We start from the raw sequence: 19719 nt of genomic DNA, 5'->3' as shown, positions 1-19719 counted from the left end.
ATTTCATAAATTTGATAGGGGGAATTAAAATGTTGCAGTTTTTACAACGTATTGGTAAAGCGTTAATGCTTCCAATTGCCGTACTACCAGCAGCAGGATTATTGCTTCGTTTAGGACAAGAAGACGTATTTAACATTCCTGTTATGGCACAGGCCGGTGCAGCAATTTTTGATAATTTAGCACTTATTTTTGCAATTGGTGTTGCAATCGGTTTGTCTGTTGACGGTAGTGGAGCAGCTGGACTTGCCGGAGCAATCGGATATCTTGTTTTACAAAATACAACGAATGCTCTAAGTAAGACATATTCAGCAGCAGAGTTAAACGATAAATTAAAAAGTGTTCAAGATTTAGTCGGTTCAGTAGATCCAACTAAATTAGCAGATACAATGACAAAGGTTTCAAAAGCAGCGGCGTTAACGCCGAAAATTAATATGGCCATACTCGGTGGTATTATTGCAGGGGTTGTTGCTGGGTTACTATACAACAAATTCCATAAGATTAAACTACCAGAATGGTTAGGGTTCTTTGCAGGAAAACGTTTCGTACCAATCATTACTTCAATCGTAATGCTTCTTTTAGGATTAGTATTCGGTCAAATTTGGCCAACAATTCAAAGTGGTATTGATGCGGTAGCACATGGCATCGTGAACTTAGGTTCAATTGGTGCTGGTTTATTTGGATTATTAAACCGTTTATTAATTCCAATCGGTTTACACCACGTCATGAACACATACTTCTGGTTCGTACTTGGTGACTTTACAAATGCGGCTGGAGATATCGTTCATGGTGATATTGCACGCTTCTTTGCAAAAGATCCTTCAGCAGGTATGTTCATGACTGGTTTCTTCCCAATTATGATGTTCGGTCTACCAGCAGCATGTTTTGCAATGATTGCGGCTGCTAAACCAGAAAAACGTAAAATGGTTACAGGTATGTTAGGTGGTCTAGCATTAACTTCATTCTTAACTGGTATTACAGAACCAATTGAATTCTCATTCATGTTCTTATCACCAGTATTATATGGTATTCATGCTGTATTAACAGGTCTGTCTCTATTCATTACAACAACACTCGGCATTCACGATGGTTTCTCATTTAGTGCTGGTGCAATCGATTACTTCTTAAACTTCGGTATTGCAACAAAACCATTGTTACTAGCAGGTATCGGTTTAATTTACGCAGCAATTTACTTTGTAGTATTCTACTTCTTAATTAAGAAGTTCGACCTAAAAACTCCTGGTCGTGAAGACGAAGAGGAACTAGCTGAAGGTGAAGAAGCTCCAGTTGCAGGTTCAATTGGTGAAACTTACGTATTAGCTTTAGGTGGAAAAGAAAATTTAACAGTTATTGATAACTGTGCAACACGTCTACGCTTACAAGTGAAAGATGCTGGTCAAGTAAACGAAGCAGCATTAAAACGTGCTGGTGCAAAAGGTGTTATGAAATTAAGTAACACAAGTGTTCAAGTTATCGTAGGTACAAATGTTGAATCTGTTGCCGATGATATGAAAAAACACGTATAAATAATGAAAAAAGAGGATATCCAAAAAGATTGATAACATCAATTTTTAGGGGATATCCTCTTTTTTATGTTAAAAATTTAACAGCAATCTTACTTTTGTAAATTTTCTTTTTCTTTTTTATACATATAGGTTGGTAATATGTGCAGTGCGTGATAAAGTAGGGATGACATCGAATGGAATGTCGAAAATCTATGAAAAAGATCCGGAATGAATCTTGTGTAGTGGAATTAAATTATCGGTAAATAAGGGGAAAAAAGCAATCATGGATCACGAAAAAAATAATGCGAATGGGAAATCACGTCGGCCAATTGTATACATAAAAAGAACAATCATTCTCGTCTTACTATTTTCACTTGTATATTTCATGTATACAAAAATTGTTGCGCATAATAAGAAAGAAGAAACTTTAAAAGCAGCAGCAGAAATGAAGAAACAAGAAGAGCTAAAAAAGAAAGAAGAAAAAAAGAAGCAAGAAGCAAAAAAACAAAAAGAGCAGGAAGAACAAGTGAAGCAAGCACAAGCTGTGGAAAAGCCTGCTGAGGGACCACCTCAAGAAATTAATGAAAACGCTCAATTAGATCAATATTTGCAAAAAACAGGATTTAGCGGGACAGCGGTTATTGTGAAGAACGGAAAGGTTCTTTTGAATAAAGGATACGGTATGGCGAACAAAGAAAAACAAGTACCGAATAATTCAGAGACAACTTTTTATATTGGTTCTATTTCAAAGGCTTTTGTAGCGACTACTATTATGCAATTAAAAGATCAAAATAAGTTACATGTAGAGGATACGATTGCGAAGTATATTCCAGATTTCCCTCAAGGTAATGGTATTCAGTTAAAACATTTACTAACACATACATCAGGAATTCCAGAGTATGAGCAGGGAACAGAGGATATCTCTCATGAAGAATTGATAAAACGAATAGGAAAGCAAAAGCGTATTGGAAGTCCAGGAGAGAAATGGAAGTATTCCGATTCTAACTATTCAATACTCGCCTATATTGCTGAGAAGGTAAGCGGACAACCGTTAGAAGAGTATATTAAACAACATATTTTTGCTACTGCTGGTATGAAACATTCTGGTTTTGGTAGAGAGCTAGAACAAACAAGATTTCCATCGACAGGTTATAAAATAGTAAATAACAATATGACAACACCTAATATTCCAAGTATGTCACAACTTTATGGTTGTGGTGATATATATACAAGTGCCCATGATTTATATTTATTTAATGAAGCGCTCTTCTCTGGAAAGTTGATTTCAAAAGAAAGCTACGATCAAATGTTTACAGGTGGAAAAAAAGATTACGGGTTTGGATGGTATGTAGACCCGGGAAGTTACTCGAACCACGGTGTAATGCCAGGCTGGAACTGTTTAAATGGATTTAGTAAAAATGGAAGTGTATATGTCGTTTTATTATCTAACATTCAAAACAACATTAAATCCTTTGGTAAAGTGAATAATGACATTTATACGATGTTACGAAATATTGAAGTGTAAGAGACTATCTGTTTAGGTAGTCTTTTTTTATGTGATTAGAACATATTGTTTCGTTGAAAAATGTATGTCTTACCTATCACAAAAAGAGTCTGCTTTGTATACATTAAGATGTATGGATATATTTTTATAATTTAAAAATAATAGGAGGAGAAGTGTATGTGTTTATTCGGTAAGTATTGGAAAAAGTTATCGAGATTGTTTAATAGACAATTAGATTATTTTTTAGATAATAAGTTATTACCTGCTGTGGAACGACTTTTATTTTCACAAAACTTCGCGAGATTTATTCAAAGAAACTCTAAGCAAGCTACGGAAGAATTTATTGAATCAAGTAGATTTCAATCTATTATTTGTAACATTTTAAAAGAATGTAATACATCACCTTTTAAAGAAATTGCAGAGCAGTATTTGGGTAAAAACGTAGAAATTACGGTGACAGTTGGACAGTTAACAGGTGTAATTGTAGCAGTTGGTGATGATTTCTTAACACTGCAAGAAGGAATAGGAACAGAAGTTTTATTGCCATTTACAAGTATTATATCAATTAAAGAAGCGTAAGAAAGGAGACTTATATATGTTATTTACTGAAGAATTACGTAATCATGTTGGTGAGCTAGTGCAAGTTGTGACAGCGGCCGAAATTGTTGCAGGTATTCTGTTATCTGTGACAGACGGGGCAGTAAGTGTTCGTACTTCTCCTTCTTATGGACCACCGGAAGATGTAGTTGTACGTATTCCTATCATTTCTTATGTTCGCTTGGAAGGGTAAGCGTGGTACAAGTATGAGGGTATCAGTTATTATTCCAGCGCATAATGAAGCGAGTACTTTATCACAAGTTTTAGTAGAAGTGGAGAAATTGAAACCATATGAAATTATCGTAGTAGATAATGGATCGACAGACGGAACAAAAGAAATAGCCTTACAACATCATTGCCATGTCATTTATTATAAATATTCTCTTGGTAATGATGTTGGACGGGCAATTGGTGCAAGAGAAGCGAAAGGCGACATTGTTTTGTTTTTAGACGGTGATATCGTCATTGATAATAAAGAGCTACAACGTTTTATAAAAGGCATTCAGCAAGGTCACCAAATTGTTGTGAATAATTTAACATGGTCTGTTTATTTAAAGATGAGACCGCATTATACGACAGTTGGCAAATTTATGCTGAATCGTTATTTGAATAAAAAAGAGCTTGTTGTTGGATCTTTAATCGCAATTCCGCATGCAATGAGTAGAGAAGTTATTCAGAAGTTTGGTTGGTGGAATTTAGCGGATCCAGCACTATTTCAAGCGATGGCGATGTCTAGAGGAGTAGATATTGTCGATATGGCTTCAGTCGATGTCATTCATACAAATAAAGTGCGTCCTGTTCATACTGGTACATCACCCGGTTCTCCTTATCCGAAAGCGACTAGCCGTATTATGGGGGATCATTTACGTGCTTTGCAATACGTAATCGAAATATATGGTAAGCGTGGCGGCTTTTCGGAAGGAAAGAGGGATAGAGAATTTATAGGAAAGTATAAACCAGTTTTATTACAAAAGAAAAAAGCGAAATATAGTGCAATTATCCCAGTATCAGAAGAAAAGATGACTATAAGATCTGTTATACAAGAAGTGAAAAAATCAGGTATAGATGAAATTATAGTTGTTGCGAATGGAGCGGACGTTGAGACAGTTAAACAAGCAAAGCTAGAGAATGTCATTGTTATTGAATTTGAGGAAGCGCTTGGACATAATGTAGCCCGAGCGATAGGAGCTATGCATGCTACGGCCGATATTTGTTTATTTGTCGATGGTGATTTTGTTATTCCAGGGGAAAAACTAATTCCATTTTTACATGCTATCGAAGATGGAAATGATGTGGCATTGAATGATTTACAGTGTTTATTAGATATGTTTCATCCGACAGACCCAATTAGCATGGGAAAATATTTTGTGAATTTGGTAGCGAAACGACCAGATTTATGGAATAACTCATTAACGGCAGTACCACATGCTATGCATAAAAAGGTAATAGAGAAAATCGGATATGATTCTCTTATCATTCCACCACTCGCTCAAATGAAAGCTATTTTGGAGGGATTTTCTATTACAGCGGTAGACTTTGTAGATGTCATAAAAACAAATCGAGTACGCCCAGAGCAACATGGATTTGTAAATGGGCGTATTCCAGCATTTGATCGTATTTTCGGTGATCAACTTGAGGCGATTGCATATTTATTGCAATCCACAGACGAGCGCGGGAGTTTTACAGATGGAGAGCGGAATAGAAATATCATTCAACAATTGAGAAAGGAAGAAGAGAATACAGATGAATGTTAGTAGTACAGTTGCCATTATCGGATTAGGATATGTTGGTCTTCCTTTGGCAGTTCATTTTGCAGAGAGAGGGCATACAGTGCTTGGATTAGATAAAGATACTAGAAAAATAGAATCAATTATACAGGGAGAAAGTTATATTCCAGATGTTTCTTCTAAATTGTTACAGAGTTTATTGACTAGAAAAAAATTAATAGTAAATACACCGGATCAAGGTATTGCTGATTTTCAAAATAGTGATTATGTTATTGTCACTGTCCCAACTCCAATTAATGAACAAAGAGAACCGGACTTAAGTGCCCTCATTTCAGCTTCGCATTATATACAACAAAACCTTCAAAAAGGACAAACCTTCATTTTCGAAAGTTCCACATATCCAGGTACGCTCGAGGAAGTTATTATTCCGATTATTTCTCAAACAGGAAAAAAGGTAGGAGAAGATTTCTATATTGGGTATTCTCCTGAGAGAATTGACCCAGCTAATAGTCAATATTCAGTTCAAACGATTCCAAAAGTCATTAGTGGACAAACAGAAATGTGTAAACAAAAAGTACAGGATTTGTATAGCACTATATTTGATGTAGTTGTTCCAGTTAGCTCCCCAAAAGTAGCAGAAATGTGTAAGCTATTTGAAAATATTCAGCGCTTAGTCAATATTTCATTAGTAAATGAGTTAAATACACTATGTGAAAGTTTAGGAATTGATTTTTATGAGGCACTTGAAGCGGCATCTACAAAACCATTTGGATTTACGCCGTATTGGCCAGGACCAGGGATAGGGGGACACTGTATTCCGGTAGATCCTTTATATTTCCAGTGGAGAATAAAAAAGAATGGAGCAATTAGTCAATTAATTGAGGCGGCACATGTAATTAATGAGGAAATGCCAGAGAAAGTGGTCCGGAAAGTAAAAGGTGTGGTGCAATCACCTGCAACGGTTTTAATTGTAGGGATTGCATATAAAAAAGATGTAAATGACTTAAGAGAATCGCCAGCGTTGCCAATTATTGAATTGTTAATAAAAGCAGGATATGAGATAGCGTATCACGATCCATATATTTCTTCTGCAAAATTTGGAGATAAGGTGTATCAATCTGTTTCTTTGGATGAACAAGTCGTTAAACAAGCGGATTGTATTTTAATTTTAACAGACCACTCTAATATCGATTGGAAGGTTTTTAAAGGGATAAAGCAAGTCGTAGATACACGTGGAATTATAAAGAAGGTGAGTGTATGAGTAAGAAATGTTTAATCACAGGTGGAGCAGGATTTATTGGATCGCATTTAGCTGAAGAGCTGGTGAAAAGAGGTTATGATGTCACTATCGTTGATAACTTCTATAAAGGGAAAAATAAATATCATGATGAGTTAATGAAAGAAATTCGGGTTATTCCAATAAGTGTTTTAGATAAAAATTCTATTTATGAATTAGTAAATCAACATGATGTAGTGTTTCATTTAGCAGCAATTTTAGGTGTGAAAACGACAATGGAAAAGAGCATAGAGCTTATTGAAACGAATTTTGATGGAACGAGAAACATTTTACAAGCAGCGCTAAAAGGAAAGAAGAAAGTAGTTTTTGCGTCTACTTCAGAAGTATATGGTAAGGCAAAGCCGCCCTTTTCTGAAGAAGGAGATCGATTATACGGTGCAACCTCTAAAATACGTTGGAGTTATGCAATTTGTAAAACGTTAGAAGAAACATTATGTTTAGGATACGCTTTAGAAGGTTTACCTGTAACGATTGTTCGTTATTTTAATATTTATGGTCCAAGAGCGAAAGATGGTCCGTATGCAGGGGTAATCCCACGATTTATCCGCGCAGCACTGCGAGGAGAAGACATTCTCGTATATGGAGATGGAAAGCAGACACGTTGTTTTACGTATGTAAGTGATGCGGTAGAGGCAACGATTCGAGCAATGGATGAGAAGGTAAATGGTGAGATTATTAATATAGGTTCTGAGAATGAAAAGAGTATAAAAGAAGTAGCAGCAGTAATAAAAAAATTAACGAATTCTTCTTCAAAAATTGTTCAAGTTCCTTTCGAAGAGGTATATCCACATGGCTTTGAAGAAATTCCAAATAGAAGACCAGATGTAACGAAATTAAGAGAACTTGTTCAATTTCAAGCGAAAGTAACGTGGGAACAAGGGTTGAAAGAAACTATTAAATGGTTTCGTGAAGAAAACAATGGCTAAGTCACTATCGATTATTATACCTGTATGTAATGAAGTGGATACGATTTCAGACGTTATTCAATCGGCAAAAGGATTAAATCCAGTAGAGATTATTGTAGTAGCAAACGGTTGTAATGATGGAACAGAAGAGGTTGCTGATCGTTTAGGGTGTAAAGTAATCAAGTATACAGAGCTACTGGGGAATGATGTTGGCCGTGCAGTTGGCGCAAAACACGCGATAGGTGACGTATTACTATTTATAGATGGAGATTTTGCTATTCAAACTTCAAAGTTACAATTATTCCTAAATCCAATTTTACATGATCAGGCCGACATCGTTTTAAATAATTTGGATGCGTTATTTTTAAAGAAACAAAAACCGCACTCAGTGACAGTATGGCGCCAAATATTAAATGCAATGCTAGAGCGTGAAGAGTTAAAGATTGATTCTTTATTATCTGTACCTCACGCGTTGACGAAAGAAGTTGTTCAAAGCATTGGGTATGAATGTTTTGTTAATCCTATTGTCGCTCATTTACGCCTTATTCAAAGCAAATGGAGAATTAGTCGACATTGTGCAATTGACGTTATTACACCAAATAAATTTCGGCCGACCGAGCATGCTGCGTATGGCACGGGTCTTTCTCATTCTGAAAAAAGGATGATAGGTGACCATATAGAAGCTGTAGCGGAGCGAATAGTAGGTAGCGATGAACGCGGAGGGTATTATGATGGAAATAGGAAAAGAGATAGTGTCTATCATACTTTAGATTTTAAAGATTTTTATCAAGGATGGGGCGTTACATCGAATTTGTATAAGGGAAAGCAATTATCGGTCATTATTCCTGTACAAGATGAAGAGAAAACAATTGGAAACGTTATAGAAGAGCTTCGCAAAATTGAACCTTTTGAAATTATCGTTGTTGTAAATGGTTCGTCTGATCAAACAGCAACGATTGCAAAAGAAAAGGGAGCAACGACAATTGTATATAAAGAAGCACTCGGAAATGATGTGGGGCGCTCACTTGGAACGTATTTCGCAAAAGGAGAAATTGTGTTATTTATAGACGGCGATTTTGTTATTCCAGCGAGTGAGTTATATCCTTTTGCGAAAGCTATTGCAGATGGAACAGACGTTGCATTAAATGATCTAAATCATTATTTAGATTTAAGAGTACCGCTTCATCTTGTAACTGCATTTAAATATGCATTAAATTTAGCTTGTGATAGAAAAGATCTAGGCGTAGGCTCTCTTATCGCTGTACCGAATGCGTTTAGTCGTAAGTGTTTGAAAGAAATTGGATATAGATCTTTACTGGCACCGTGTGTAGCTCAAGTGAAAGCTATTCTTTCAGGATTTGAAGTTGCATGTGTAAGTCGTGTTGAAGTCGATAAGATGAACCGTATTCGACCCAGTGAACATTTTGCTAAAATAGGTCATCCACCAGCTGTACTTCGAATTATTGGTGATCATATAGAAGGGTTAGAGCAATTAATTGTATTAACAGGCAGTCGTGGTGGATTCCATGATGGAAATAGAAAAAGAGATATTTTATCCGACTTTAATGGGCAGTAAGACCCCCACTGATTAAAGTTTCATTTTATAGGTAACAAAAAAGTGTACAACATATGTACACTTTTTTGTTCTGCTATAAAAACTATAACAGATTAGGAGATAAGAGTATTACAGCTCTACAATGGGTATTGTTCTTATATTACAAAATAGGACTCGTATATAAGAATACCAAAAAAATACAATTAAGGAAAGGGTTAATTTTAAAGACTTTCAAATGAAGTTAACACTATGTATATAGTAGTTTGCTCAATATTTCACAAACATGTCACAACTATTTCGTTCACTTTCGTAAAAAAGTAGTATTCTAAGTGTGTAAGCTGTTATATAAAAAATCTTAGTCCTGTACTAATCAAAAATGGAGGAGATTAGGATGACTCAAGTATTAGAAAATGTTAAAAACGCATGGGAAAACTTTAAAGGTGAAAAATGGAAAGCAGAGATTGATGTTCGCGATTTCATTTTAAATAATGTAAACGTTTACGAGGGAGATGAATCTTTCTTAGCAGGAGCAACTGAAGCAACGAAACAACTTTGGGATCAAGTAATGGATTTAACAACGAAAGAACGTGAAAACGGTGGCGTTCTTGATATGGATACAAAAATTGTTTCTTCTATTACATCACATGAACCAGGATATTTAAATAAAGAGACTGAAAAAGTAGTCGGTTTCCAAACTGATAAACCATTTAAACGTTCTTTACAACCGTATGGTGGTATTCGTATGGCGGAACAAGCTTGTGAATCTTATGGATACGAAATGGATAAAGAGCTTAGTCGTATTTTTAGAGATTGGAGAAAAACTCATAACCAAGGTGTATTTGATGCTTATACACCAGAAATGAGAGCTGCTCGTAAATCAGGTGTTATTACGGGTCTTCCAGATGCATACGGACGTGGACGTATTATCGGTGACTACCGCCGCGTAGCATTATATGGAGTAGATCATTTAATTGAAGCGAAGAAAGCAGATTTAAATTTAACTGGCGGTGTAATGAGTGAAGATACAATGCGTTTACGCGAAGAGTTATCTGAACAAATACGTGCACTTCAAGAGTTAAAACAAATGGCTGCTTCTCATGGCTTTGATATTTCTAAGCCAGCAACAACTGCTCAAGAAGCATTCCAATGGTTATACTTCGCATATCTTGCAGCAATTAAAGAGCAAAACGGAGCTGCAATGAGTCTTGGCCGTACTTCTACATTCTTAGATATTTATATTGAAAGAGATTTAGCAAATGGTACTTTAACAGAAGAAGACGTACAAGAAATTGTGGATCACTTCATTATGAAATTACGTCTTGTGAAATTTGCAAGAACACCTGATTATAATGAATTATTCTCTGGTGACCCAACTTGGGTAACTGAGTCTATCGGCGGTATGGCATTAGATGGCCGTCCATTAGTAACAAAGAACTCATTCCGTTTCTTGCATACACTAGATAATTTAGGACCAGCTCCAGAACCAAACTTAACAGTTCTTTGGTCTAAACAATTACCACAGAACTTTAAAAACTACTGTGCGAAAATGTCTATTAAAACATCAGCAATTCAATATGAAAATGATGACATTATGCGTGCTGACTACGGCGATGATTACGGAATTGCTTGTTGTGTATCTGCAATGAGAATTGGTAAACAAATGCAGTTCTTCGGCGCACGTGCAAACTTAGCAAAAGCATTACTATATGCGATTAACGGTGGTAAAGATGAAAAATCTAAAGCACAAGTTGGTCCTGAGTACGCACCGATTACTTCTGAAGTATTAGATTATGAAGAAGTTATGCATAAGTTTGATATGACAATGGAATGGTTAGCGGGTCTATATTTAAACACATTAAATGTTATTCACTACATGCACGATAAATATAGCTACGAGCGTATTGAGATGGCACTTCATGATACAAATGTTCTTCGTACAATGGCAACAGGTATCGCGGGTCTATCTGTAGTAGCAGACTCTTTAAGTGCAATTAAATACGCAAAAGTAAAACCAATTCGCGATGAAAACGGAATTGCAGTTGACTTTGAAATCGAAGGAGATTTCCCTAAATACGGTAACAATGATGACCGTGTAGATGAAATTGCTGTAAATCTTGTGAAAACATTTATGAATAAACTTCGTAAACACAAAACATATAGAAATTCTGTTCATACAATGTCAATCTTAACAATCACATCTAACGTTGTATACGGTAAGAAAACTGGTAACACTCCAGATGGTCGCCGTACTGGAGAACCATTTGCACCAGGTGCGAACCCAATGCATGGACGTGATACAAAAGGTGCGTTAGCTTCATTATTATCTGTAGCTAAATTACCATATGAAGATGCACAAGATGGCATTTCTAATACATTCTCTATTATTCCAAAAGCACTTGGTAAAGAGGATGAAGTACAAGTACGTAACTTAGTATCAATGCTTGATGGTTATGCAGTAAAAGAAGGACATCACTTAAATATTAACGTATTTAACCGTGAAACATTAATGGATGCAATGGAACATCCTGAGAAATATCCACAATTAACAATTCGCGTATCTGGTTACGCTGTAAACTTTATTAAATTAACTCGTGAACAACAAATCGATGTAATTAACCGTACAATGCATGAAAGCATGTAAATGAAAAAAGTGTCCCTCTGCATTTTATAAATAGCAGAGGGAGGCTGTTTCAATAAAGGAGGAAGTAACATGGTAAAAGGAAGAATTCATTCTGTAGAGTCTTGTGGTACTGTTGATGGCCCAGGAATTCGTTATGTCATATTTACACAAGGGTGTTTATTACGTTGTCAATATTGTCATAATGCTGATACGTGGGAGATCGGTAAAGGAAAAGAAATAACAGTCGAAGAAGTAATGCAGGATGTGACATGTTACCTTCCTTTTATTGAAGCTTCCGGAGGCGGTATAACAGTTAGTGGTGGGGAACCATTATTACAACTAGATTTCTTAATTGAATTATTTAAGAAATGTAAGGAAATTGGAATTCATACAACAATTGATTCTTCAGGTGGTTGTTATTCTGAAGAACCAGAATTCCAAAATAAGCTAGATATTTTAATGGAGTACACAGATTTAGTTTTATTGGATTTGAAACATATTGATTCAAAGAAACATCGTAAATTAACAGGAAAACCAAATGAACATATTTTACAATTTGCTCGTTATTTATCGGATAAAAATAAACCGATTTGGGTGCGACACGTATTAGTTCCTGGTATTACTGATAATGAAGAGGATCTACAAAAACTATCTAGTTTTATTCAAAGTCTGTCTAATGTTCAGAAAGTTGAAGTGCTACCATACCATAAGCTTGGTGTATATAAATGGGAGGCACTTGGGCATAAGTATCCACTCGCAAATGTAGAACCGCCTACTGAAAAAAATGTAGAAGAAGCAAGACATATTTTACAAGCAGTCTAATCCAAATATTGGGTTAGGCTTTTTGCTTTCTTTACAATAAAACCTAGAGTATATATGGAGAAAAGAGTATACTGAAAATAGAATATCCATATTTTTGTAAGGAATAAGTGGAGAAATTTACATAATTGTAAAGGGAAATCAAAATAGTAAAAAGAATTAAGAAGTAAAAGAGTGAGTATCATGGAATAGAGAACATTTGTAAGTTATTGCGAAAGCTCTTATAGGAAAGTATAATGTAAAGATATGAGCACAGATAGGATTAAGGGGTCAATCTTATATGCTTTGCATATCCACGACAGGTACATAGCTGAAAGAGAAATATTAGAGTCTGTTTATGTAATTTTTAAGGAAAATGTTTTTCCTATTGTCGTATATGCAATATGGAGAAACAATAAGCTAGGAGTGGATTTGTTTGATAAAAAACCCCAAGGTTTTAATATTAACTGCACATTACGGAAACGGTCATGTGCAAGTAGCGAAAACATTAGAACAAACATTTCGCCAAAAAGGAATTAAAGATGTAATTGTATGCGATTTGTTCGGAGAATCACATCCGGTTATAACCGATATTACAAAATATTTATATTTAAAAAGTTATACAATAGGAAAAGAATTGTACCGCTTGTTTTATTATGGCGTAGAAAAAATTTATGATAAAAAAATAGCATCTTGGTATGCTAATTTTGGAAGAAAACGTTTGAAATTACTTTTACAAGCGGAGAAACCGGATATTGTTATTAATACCTTTCCGATTATAGCTGTACCAGAATTAAAAAAGCAAACAGGTATTTCAATTCCTGTGTATAACGTATTAACGGATTTTTGTGTGCACAAAATATGGATTCATCGGGAAGTAGATCGTTATTTTGTAGCAACTGATCACGTAAAAAAAGTTATGGTTGATATTGGTGTGCCTGCGGAGCAAATTGTTGAAACTGGAATTCCGATTCGTAGTAGTTTTGAGTTAAAGATTAATCCAGACATTATATATAATAAATATCAGTTATGTAAGAATAAAAAGATTTTACTAATTGTAGCAGGTGCTCATGGGGTATTAGGAAGTGTAAAAGAACTATGCCAATCATTTATGTCAGTACCTGATTTACAAGTAGTTGTCGTTTGTGGGAAAAATGAAGCGTTAAAACAGGATTTATTAGGGTTACAGGAAAAAAATCCTGATGCATTAAAAGTATTTGGTTATGTAGAAAATATTGATGAACTATTCCGTGTTACTTCTTGTATGATTACAAAGCCAGGCGGTATTACGTTAAGTGAAGCGGCAGCATTGCAAGTACCTGTCATTTTATATAAGCCTGTTCCAGGACAAGAAAATGAAAATGCGATGTACTTTGAAAGAAAAGGGGCTGCAGTTGTCATTCGTGATGATAGTGAGGTTTTTGCAAAAACAGAGGCGTTATTACAAGATGATATGAAGCTTCTTCAAATGAAAGAAGCGATGAAAAGCATTTATCGCCCAGAGCCAGCTGATCATATTGTGGATACAATTTTGGCAGAAAATCATGTAGAACCGAATCATATACCTATTAAATCACCTGCTCTTGCACAATCATTTACTTAATATGAAACCCTCTTTTGTATGTTTAAAGAGGGTTTTTTATTGTTTTCCAAGATAAAGACTTATCCACATGAAGAGTGCGCTTTCATTAAACAGTAAAGTCGGAATATTAACAACTATATCCACATTATCCACAATTTTTAGAAAAATATCCACAATTCTAACATTTGATGTGCGTTACAACATACAAACTTGTGAAGGGTTTTTGTAATTTATTCACAATTCTATCAATTCTGTGGATAACGTTATCCACAGAAAAAAGGTTCCTTATTTATAAGGAACCTTTTTTCTACGTGATAGAGTAGAAAAAATATGTAATGAGAATGAATAATTAGGGGGGAGAACTTCTAATTATTCATTCTCACTTTAAATACTTTTTGAGCGATAACCCGCTGCGCGATCTGCTTTACGAAATTCTCGTTGGTAGAGAACTTCTTGTGTACTAGATAATGCGTTTTTTGCTTTGTCACGTTTCTTTTTATCCATTACAAATCACCTCGTGTCCTAAAGTTACTATATATCGTTTCCAGAGACATGGGGTGATATACGTATATATCAAAATGTTAATGGTTAATTATTATTTCTGAAAATTTAGATTACGCTTCTTTTAAGTGATGAGAATCTTGGAACGTTGTATCTCGCATTGTAGCAAGTGTATATTGATCTTTTGGAATTTCATATAAGTTATATACTTCTTCATTCGCGTTAATTTCATCATAAACGGATTTTCTTGTTTCGTTTGCTAGATTTACATATTGTAATTTTTCTGCAGCTTTAATAGAACGAATATTTATTTTGCGAATACGCATAAAGATCGTTTCAATATCTAACTCGTAGAAAAGTTCGCTAAAAAATGAATCTTTTGCCAATTTATTGTAGCCTTTTCCGTGATAAGGTTTGCCAAGCCATGTTCCAAGGAAGCCGGCTTTTTCTTGCACATCAAATAAAGTAATTGTTCCGATAGGGTTACCCCATTCGTCTAAAATTGTGCGTGAAATTAATTCCCCACGCTCTTCAGCTTCAATCGTTTGTTTCGTTAAAAATAAATATTCCTCATAAGAATAAGCCTTTTGACGCACAAAAGGGAAGACAGCTGGATCCACCATTAACTCGTATAGAACGTGGCTGTCGTGTAAGTCGCGTTTTTTCAACATACTAACTCCTCCTCACACGAGGGTAGCATGACGAAAAAACACCCCACCCTCGAAATTTTTATATCAATCTTTAAAAAATTTCGGGGTGGGAATCGAACCCACTAGAACCAGTTTCTAACGCTGGTGGCGCACCATTTGCCTTCCCCATTCATCAATTTGAAAATGATAATCACGACACAAATTGATTATGGTTTCATTCAGTTTATAATCGTATAATACTTTATCTAGTCAAAAAAATAAACTAGTTTTTTTTATTTTTTTTGTAAATTATTTTTCCATCAATCATAGTTAGTACAGGCTTGGCTAAATAATGGAAAGGATGATGGGTCCAGAGCACAAGATCGGCGTCTTTTCCAGTCTCAATGCTTCCAATTCTATCCTCTAAACGTAAATTTCGCGCTGGAAATATAGTGATTCCTTCTAGTGCAGTTTTTTCGTCTAATCCTTCCCTTACTGCGACAGCAGCACAAACATTTAAATATTGAATGGGTGTATAGGGGTGATCTGTTGTGATGGAAACTTCCACTCCATTTTTTGATAATATATGGTAAGTATCCCATGTTTTATTTTTTAGTTCGATTTTAGAACGGCGTGTAAGCGTGGGGCCAACTGAAACCTTCAAATTGTGTTTTGAAAGCTCTTCAACAATAAAGTGTCCTTCTGTACAATGTTCAATACGTAAATCAAGATTGAACTCTGTTGCAAAGCGTAGAGCAGAACTAATATCATCTGCTCGGTGAGCGTGGATACGTACGGGTATTTCACGGCGTAATGCTTTTAAGATAGGAAGCATTCGAAAATCAGCTTCATGCCCGTAGTGCTGTGCTTCATAGAATGATTCCCGAAGTAATCCCATAATTCCCATACGCGTAATGGACTCTTTTGTGCCATTACTATGGACCTTTTTAGGATTTTCTCCAAAGGCAATCTTTAAGCCAGCAGGCTCTTGAATAATCATATGATCAATACAAGTTCCAGCTGTTTTTATTACACAAGTCGTACCACCGATAATGTTTTGACTTCCTGGCATAACGTGAACAGTTGTGATTCCATTTTGTACCGCATCTTGAAATGCAATATCAAAAGGGTGAATTCCGTCCAAAGAACGGATATGTGGTGTTGAAACTTCAGATGTTTCATTTGCGTCATTGCCAGCCCAACCAGTACCTTCATCATAGAGACCAAGATGGGTATGGACATCAATAAATCCAGGTAAGAGATGAAGAGCACGTGCGTCTATAACTGTCATATCTTGAGTAGGTTGAATGGAAGGCTTGACCTCAGCAATTTTTTCTCCTATAACGAGTACATCCCCTTGAAATTTTTGGGATGTAATAGGATAGACAATGGCTTGTTTGAGCAATATTTTCATAGGTACCTCATTTCTGTTACTTTATAATGTTAATGGAATGTAAAGGAAAGTAACTGAAAGATTATTTGTGTAATAATGCTCCGGATGCTAGAAAATGAAAGTTTTGAAAGGGCCCCCTGTAAAACTGTGTTTTAGAAGTACTACATTGTATGCGAAAGTATATTTTGTAATGCATGGTCTATTGACGGAAATGTGTATTGATACCCATGCTCAATTGCTTTACTAGGTAATACATGTTGCCCTTCTAGTACAAGTATGCTCATTTCACCAAGTAAAGCATGAAGCATGAATGAAGGGACAGGTAACCAATGAGGTTTTTTTATGATAGTTGCAATGATTTCTCCAAATTCCTTCATTCTTATAGGCTCGGGAGCTGTAATGTTAAGAGGTCCATCAATTTCTTCTTTGTGTATGATGAAATCAATCATGCAAGCGACATCATTTATATGAATCCATGATAACCATTGGTTTCCAGACCCGACTGTACCTCCGATATAAAATTGATAGGGAAGTAGCATCTTTGGAAGAGCTCCTCCGTCTGGCCCTAAGACGACTCCGAATCTTGCGTAGATTGTTCGTATTCCGAGAGAACGTGCTTTAGATGCTTCTTGTTCCCATGAATATACTGTATTTGCTAAAAAGTCATTTCCAGGAGTCACATGCTGTTCTGTAAAAGACTCAGTTTCAGACGTTCCGTAGTATCCAATTGCGCTTGCGTTAATAAATGTGTGTGGTTTTGTAGGGAGTGCCTGCAATTGTTTAATGAGTCCTTTTGTTGTTTGAATTCTACTGTTTAAAATGACTTTCTTTTGTTTCTTTGTCCATCTACTATTAATAGACTCTCCAGCTAGATTAATAACTACATCAATAGAAGAGAGGGGGAAGGTTCGTAAATCTGGTGTCCATTGTACATACTGAAGGTTAGGACCGGAAGTTTCAGCAGTTTTTTTTCGCGAGAGAATGTAAACAGTATATCCTTTTTGAATAAAAAAAGTAGAAAGGTATTTACCGATAAAACCGGTACCACCAGAAATTGCGATTTTCACAATTATTTCCTCCTCATTATATATATTCTTGAAAAGCAAAAACGTTCCTTGACTATGTTAAAATAATAGAGAGGTGAGAGTATGGCTGTCATTACAAAAATAGAAGTGCAAAAACGATCGAAAGAACGGTTTAATATTTATATCGATAAAGGTCAAGGTGAAGAATACGGATTTAGTGTGAATGAAGTAATCTTAATAAAACACGGATTACAAAAGGGCTTAGAAATTGATGAAATAGCGTTAGGAAATATTTTGTACAATGAAGAGGTACAAAAAGCATATTTACAAGCAATTTCCTATTTATCCTATCAAATGAGAACGAAACTAGAAATAGAAGATTTTTTACGAAAAAAAGAAGTGGGACAAGCCATCATCTCTGAAGTCGTTTCGAAATTATTACATGACCGATATATTAATGATAAAGAGTATGCTATTTTATATACGAGAACACAAAGTAATGTGAATCGAAAAGGTCCAACGGTTATTAAAAGAGAGTTGTTAAATAAAGGTGTTCAGGATCTAATTATTACGCATAGTTTACAAGAATATCCGAAGGAAAAGCAAATTGAGAATGCTTTAATTCTTATAGAAAAGAAAAAGAAATCTTATCAAAAGCATTCCTTTTTACAAATGAAGCTAAAGTTAGACGAAATGCTTGTTCGTAAAGGATATTCTAGAGATGTGATTCAAATTTGTTTGGAAGAATTGAAAGACGAAAAAGATGACGAAAAGCAACAAGAAGCGTTACACTATCATGGGAATAAATATTATGAGAAATATAAGAAGTATGATGGATGGACATTTGAAAATAAGATGAAACAAGCGTTATATCGTAAAGGATTCTCTATTGATGAGATAGAGATATTTTTACAAATGAAACGCGAAGAGGGATGAGGGAACAAAATGAATATGCCAAAACGCTACAGTGAAATGACACCATATGAGCTAAGGGAAGAAATTGGGGTTTTGAAAGAGCAAGCGATAAAAGCTGAGCAACTTGGAATTGTAAATGAGTTCGATGTATTAATGCGAAAGATAGCAATGGCTCGCGCTTATATGACTGACATAAACAAATTCCATATCGGTGAGACATATGAATTAGTAGAAGAACCTGGTATATTATTTGAAATTACGTATTTCAATGGGGTATTTGCTTGGGGACATAAGCAAAATGATAATGAAGAGATTGGAATACCGATTTCTTTATTGCAAGAAAAATAAAAACCAGAGAGCGAATATCTCTCTGGTTTTCATCTTTGGTAGGCGTTACAGGAGATAGGAGATTCTAAAATTGGCGTTTTTTACATTCATTCGCCAATATAATGAGAGACTGGGTTTGTTGCGTCTGTCCGTTAACTTGCGCTTTTGCATGTTTCGGACGAGTCCACGTATGGTTAAATAATTCAGAACGACTATCTAAGCGATCACGGTAGCTCATCTTTATCACCTCGTGTAGGAAGTTAAGTTACTTTGTTACTACTCTTCCTGCTGATTTGCAGCACGCATACGTTCTTGTGGGTGCGTGTTAATTGTGCCGTTAGGTCGTTTCGAAGCGAAGCGTGATTTCGCTTTCGGTTGACCGTCGATTTTGCTGTTGTTTTTTGACTCAGACCAAAATTCGGCTTGTTTACCCATTGCGAACGCCCTCCTCATCATCAGTTGATACCTCTTGAAGAAGTATCAATTATAGAATGTGCAAAATAGAAGAAACTATCCTTTAGAAATGAAGGGATAATTAGGTAAAGGAGACTAGAACATGAATTATATTTATGAAGCATTAACGAAAGAACTATTAGACAAAAATGACAAGCTTTCTTACGCGCAAGCTCGTGCGTGGGTTGAATTACTATGGGAAGATTTTCAAACGACTTATGCGAAATCAGGTCGTTATCAAGGAGAAGAAATGACTGAACAAGTTGTGCGATCATGGATTAATAATCATGGAGGACGCCTTCATGAAATGCGTACAAATAATCCGAAATATAGCCATCTAATCAATCAAGAAGATCATTTGAAACATTAAAAAAAGCGACTGAAGTCGC

Annotated in this window: 20 protein-coding genes; 14 read left to right on the top strand and 6 right to left on the bottom strand. The window is 35.5% G+C overall.

Features of this window, described 5'->3' with window-relative positions; translation table 11 throughout:
• Nucleotides 1-29 precede the first annotated feature (29 nt).
• From nagE to LMD38_RS23595, 11 genes are all read left to right on the top strand, one after another.
• Entirely contained in the window at nt 30-1523 is a 1494-nt protein-coding gene (nagE, locus tag LMD38_RS23645) for an N-acetylglucosamine-specific PTS transporter subunit IIBC (RefSeq protein ID WP_227585545.1), read from the top strand.
• 262 nt (nt 1524-1785) lie between these two features.
• A complete protein-coding gene (locus LMD38_RS23640; RefSeq protein ID WP_014893337.1) occupies nt 1786-3027 on the top strand; it encodes a serine hydrolase domain-containing protein in 1242 nt (413 codons plus the stop codon).
• 156 nt (nt 3028-3183) lie between these two features.
• Nucleotides 3184-3585 carry an LSm family protein gene (locus LMD38_RS23635; RefSeq protein WP_000335520.1) on the top strand — a complete coding sequence of 134 codons (402 nt, stop codon included), beginning with the start codon at nt 3184-3186 and terminating at the stop codon, nt 3583-3585.
• A gap of 16 nt (nt 3586-3601) precedes the next feature.
• A complete protein-coding gene (locus LMD38_RS23630) occupies nt 3602-3796 on the top strand; it encodes an LSm family protein (RefSeq protein WP_000899480.1) in 195 nt (64 codons plus the stop codon).
• Nucleotides 3777-5357, top strand: a complete 1581-nt coding sequence (locus LMD38_RS23625; protein ID WP_227585550.1) for a glycosyltransferase family 2 protein — start codon at nt 3777-3779, stop codon at nt 5355-5357. Before LMD38_RS23630 ends, LMD38_RS23625 begins: the two co-directional genes overlap by 20 nt.
• Nucleotides 5347-6591, top strand: a complete 1245-nt coding sequence (locus tag LMD38_RS23620) for a nucleotide sugar dehydrogenase (RefSeq protein ID WP_076867591.1) — start codon at nt 5347-5349, stop codon at nt 6589-6591. The genes LMD38_RS23625 and LMD38_RS23620 overlap by 11 nt, the downstream gene beginning before the upstream one ends.
• Complete coding sequence (locus tag LMD38_RS23615; protein ID WP_000037033.1) at nt 6588-7553, top strand: UDP-N-acetyl-alpha-D-glucosaminuronate decarboxylase; 966 nt, start codon at nt 6588-6590, stop codon at nt 7551-7553. Before LMD38_RS23620 ends, LMD38_RS23615 begins: the two co-directional genes overlap by 4 nt.
• Entirely contained in the window at nt 7546-9108 is a 1563-nt protein-coding gene (locus tag LMD38_RS23610; protein WP_227585546.1) for a glycosyltransferase family 2 protein, read from the top strand. The genes LMD38_RS23615 and LMD38_RS23610 overlap by 8 nt, the downstream gene beginning before the upstream one ends.
• Before the next feature lie 370 nt (nt 9109-9478).
• A complete protein-coding gene (gene pflB / locus LMD38_RS23605; protein ID WP_000195487.1) occupies nt 9479-11728 on the top strand; it encodes a formate C-acetyltransferase in 2250 nt (749 codons plus the stop codon).
• A gap of 69 nt (nt 11729-11797) precedes the next feature.
• Nucleotides 11798-12529, top strand: a complete 732-nt coding sequence (pflA, locus tag LMD38_RS23600) for a pyruvate formate-lyase-activating protein (RefSeq protein WP_000238472.1) — start codon at nt 11798-11800, stop codon at nt 12527-12529.
• Nucleotides 12530-12941: 412 nt separating this feature from the next.
• Entirely contained in the window at nt 12942-14108 is a 1167-nt protein-coding gene (locus LMD38_RS23595) for a diglucosyl diacylglycerol synthase (RefSeq protein WP_000594706.1), read from the top strand.
• Between the two features lie 363 nt (nt 14109-14471).
• Here LMD38_RS23595 and LMD38_RS23590 read toward each other — a convergent pair whose 3' ends face one another.
• The 4 genes from LMD38_RS23590 to LMD38_RS23575 form a co-directional block, all read right to left on the bottom strand.
• On the bottom strand, nt 14472-14591 hold the full coding sequence (locus LMD38_RS23590) for a YfhE family protein (protein WP_000358480.1): 120 nt from the start codon (nt 14589-14591) through the stop codon (nt 14472-14474).
• 110 nt (nt 14592-14701) lie between these two features.
• The gene (locus LMD38_RS23585; protein ID WP_000914741.1) at nt 14702-15259 is read right to left on the bottom strand and encodes a GNAT family N-acetyltransferase; all 558 of its coding nucleotides are present in this window, start codon (nt 15257-15259) and stop codon (nt 14702-14704) included.
• A gap of 241 nt (nt 15260-15500) precedes the next feature.
• The gene (locus tag LMD38_RS23580) at nt 15501-16631 is read right to left on the bottom strand and encodes an amidohydrolase (protein WP_000698300.1); all 1131 of its coding nucleotides are present in this window, start codon (nt 16629-16631) and stop codon (nt 15501-15503) included.
• A gap of 140 nt (nt 16632-16771) precedes the next feature.
• Nucleotides 16772-17677, bottom strand: coding sequence for a TIGR01777 family oxidoreductase (locus LMD38_RS23575; protein ID WP_227585547.1), 906 nt, complete (start codon nt 17675-17677; stop codon nt 16772-16774).
• A gap of 81 nt (nt 17678-17758) precedes the next feature.
• Between LMD38_RS23575 and recX the strand changes: the two genes are divergently transcribed.
• Together recX and LMD38_RS23565 are read left to right on the top strand one after the other, a co-directional pair.
• Entirely contained in the window at nt 17759-18571 is an 813-nt protein-coding gene (gene recX, locus LMD38_RS23570; RefSeq protein WP_000268520.1) for a recombination regulator RecX, read from the top strand.
• 9 nt (nt 18572-18580) lie between these two features.
• A complete protein-coding gene (locus LMD38_RS23565) occupies nt 18581-18898 on the top strand; it encodes a YfhH family protein (protein WP_001057035.1) in 318 nt (105 codons plus the stop codon).
• A 64-nt stretch (nt 18899-18962) separates the two neighbouring features.
• Here LMD38_RS23565 and LMD38_RS23560 read toward each other — a convergent pair whose 3' ends face one another.
• Nucleotides 18963-19115, bottom strand: coding sequence for a YpzG family protein (locus LMD38_RS23560; RefSeq protein WP_000122093.1), 153 nt, complete (start codon nt 19113-19115; stop codon nt 18963-18965).
• Between the two features lie 38 nt (nt 19116-19153).
• Complete coding sequence (locus LMD38_RS23555; protein WP_000517891.1) at nt 19154-19312, bottom strand: small, acid-soluble spore protein K; 159 nt, start codon at nt 19310-19312, stop codon at nt 19154-19156.
• Nucleotides 19313-19433: 121 nt separating this feature from the next.
• On the opposite strand from LMD38_RS23555, the gene LMD38_RS23550 reads away from it, so the two are divergent.
• On the top strand, nt 19434-19700 hold the full coding sequence (locus LMD38_RS23550) for a YfhJ family protein (protein WP_227585548.1): 267 nt from the start codon (nt 19434-19436) through the stop codon (nt 19698-19700).
• The last annotated feature ends 19 nt before the right edge of the window (nt 19701-19719 follow it).

The sequence above is a fragment of the Bacillus pacificus genome (assembly GCF_020861345.1).
Lineage (GTDB): Bacteria > Bacillota > Bacilli > Bacillales > Bacillaceae_G > Bacillus_A > Bacillus_A pacificus.
Note: the sequence above shows the minus strand (reverse complement) of the source record. Positions and strands in the feature narration are given on the sequence as shown.

Coding starts and splice junctions, on each gene's coding strand:
- nagE (WP_227585545.1), top strand. CDS start 30: ATGTTGCAGTTTTTACAACGTATTGGTAAAGCGTTAATGCTTCCAATT.
- LMD38_RS23640 (WP_014893337.1), top strand. CDS start 1,786: ATGGATCACGAAAAAAATAATGCGAATGGGAAATCACGTCGGCCAATT.
- LMD38_RS23635 (WP_000335520.1), top strand. CDS start 3,184: ATGTGTTTATTCGGTAAGTATTGGAAAAAGTTATCGAGATTGTTTAAT.
- LMD38_RS23630 (WP_000899480.1), top strand. CDS start 3,602: ATGTTATTTACTGAAGAATTACGTAATCATGTTGGTGAGCTAGTGCAA.
- LMD38_RS23625 (WP_227585550.1), top strand. CDS start 3,777: ATGTTCGCTTGGAAGGGTAAGCGTGGTACAAGTATGAGGGTATCAGTT.
- LMD38_RS23620 (WP_076867591.1), top strand. CDS start 5,347: ATGAATGTTAGTAGTACAGTTGCCATTATCGGATTAGGATATGTTGGT.
- LMD38_RS23615 (WP_000037033.1), top strand. CDS start 6,588: ATGAGTAAGAAATGTTTAATCACAGGTGGAGCAGGATTTATTGGATCG.
- LMD38_RS23610 (WP_227585546.1), top strand. CDS start 7,546: ATGGCTAAGTCACTATCGATTATTATACCTGTATGTAATGAAGTGGAT.
- pflB (WP_000195487.1), top strand. CDS start 9,479: ATGACTCAAGTATTAGAAAATGTTAAAAACGCATGGGAAAACTTTAAA.
- pflA (WP_000238472.1), top strand. CDS start 11,798: ATGGTAAAAGGAAGAATTCATTCTGTAGAGTCTTGTGGTACTGTTGAT.
- LMD38_RS23590 (WP_000358480.1), bottom strand. CDS start 14,591: ATGGATAAAAAGAAACGTGACAAAGCAAAAAACGCATTATCTAGTACA.
- LMD38_RS23585 (WP_000914741.1), bottom strand. CDS start 15,259: ATGTTGAAAAAACGCGACTTACACGACAGCCACGTTCTATACGAGTTA.
- LMD38_RS23580 (WP_000698300.1), bottom strand. CDS start 16,631: ATGAAAATATTGCTCAAACAAGCCATTGTCTATCCTATTACATCCCAA.
- recX (WP_000268520.1), top strand. CDS start 17,759: ATGGCTGTCATTACAAAAATAGAAGTGCAAAAACGATCGAAAGAACGG.
- LMD38_RS23565 (WP_001057035.1), top strand. CDS start 18,581: ATGAATATGCCAAAACGCTACAGTGAAATGACACCATATGAGCTAAGG.
- LMD38_RS23560 (WP_000122093.1), bottom strand. CDS start 19,115: ATGAGCTACCGTGATCGCTTAGATAGTCGTTCTGAATTATTTAACCAT.
- LMD38_RS23555 (WP_000517891.1), bottom strand. CDS start 19,312: ATGGGTAAACAAGCCGAATTTTGGTCTGAGTCAAAAAACAACAGCAAA.
- LMD38_RS23550 (WP_227585548.1), top strand. CDS start 19,434: ATGAATTATATTTATGAAGCATTAACGAAAGAACTATTAGACAAAAAT.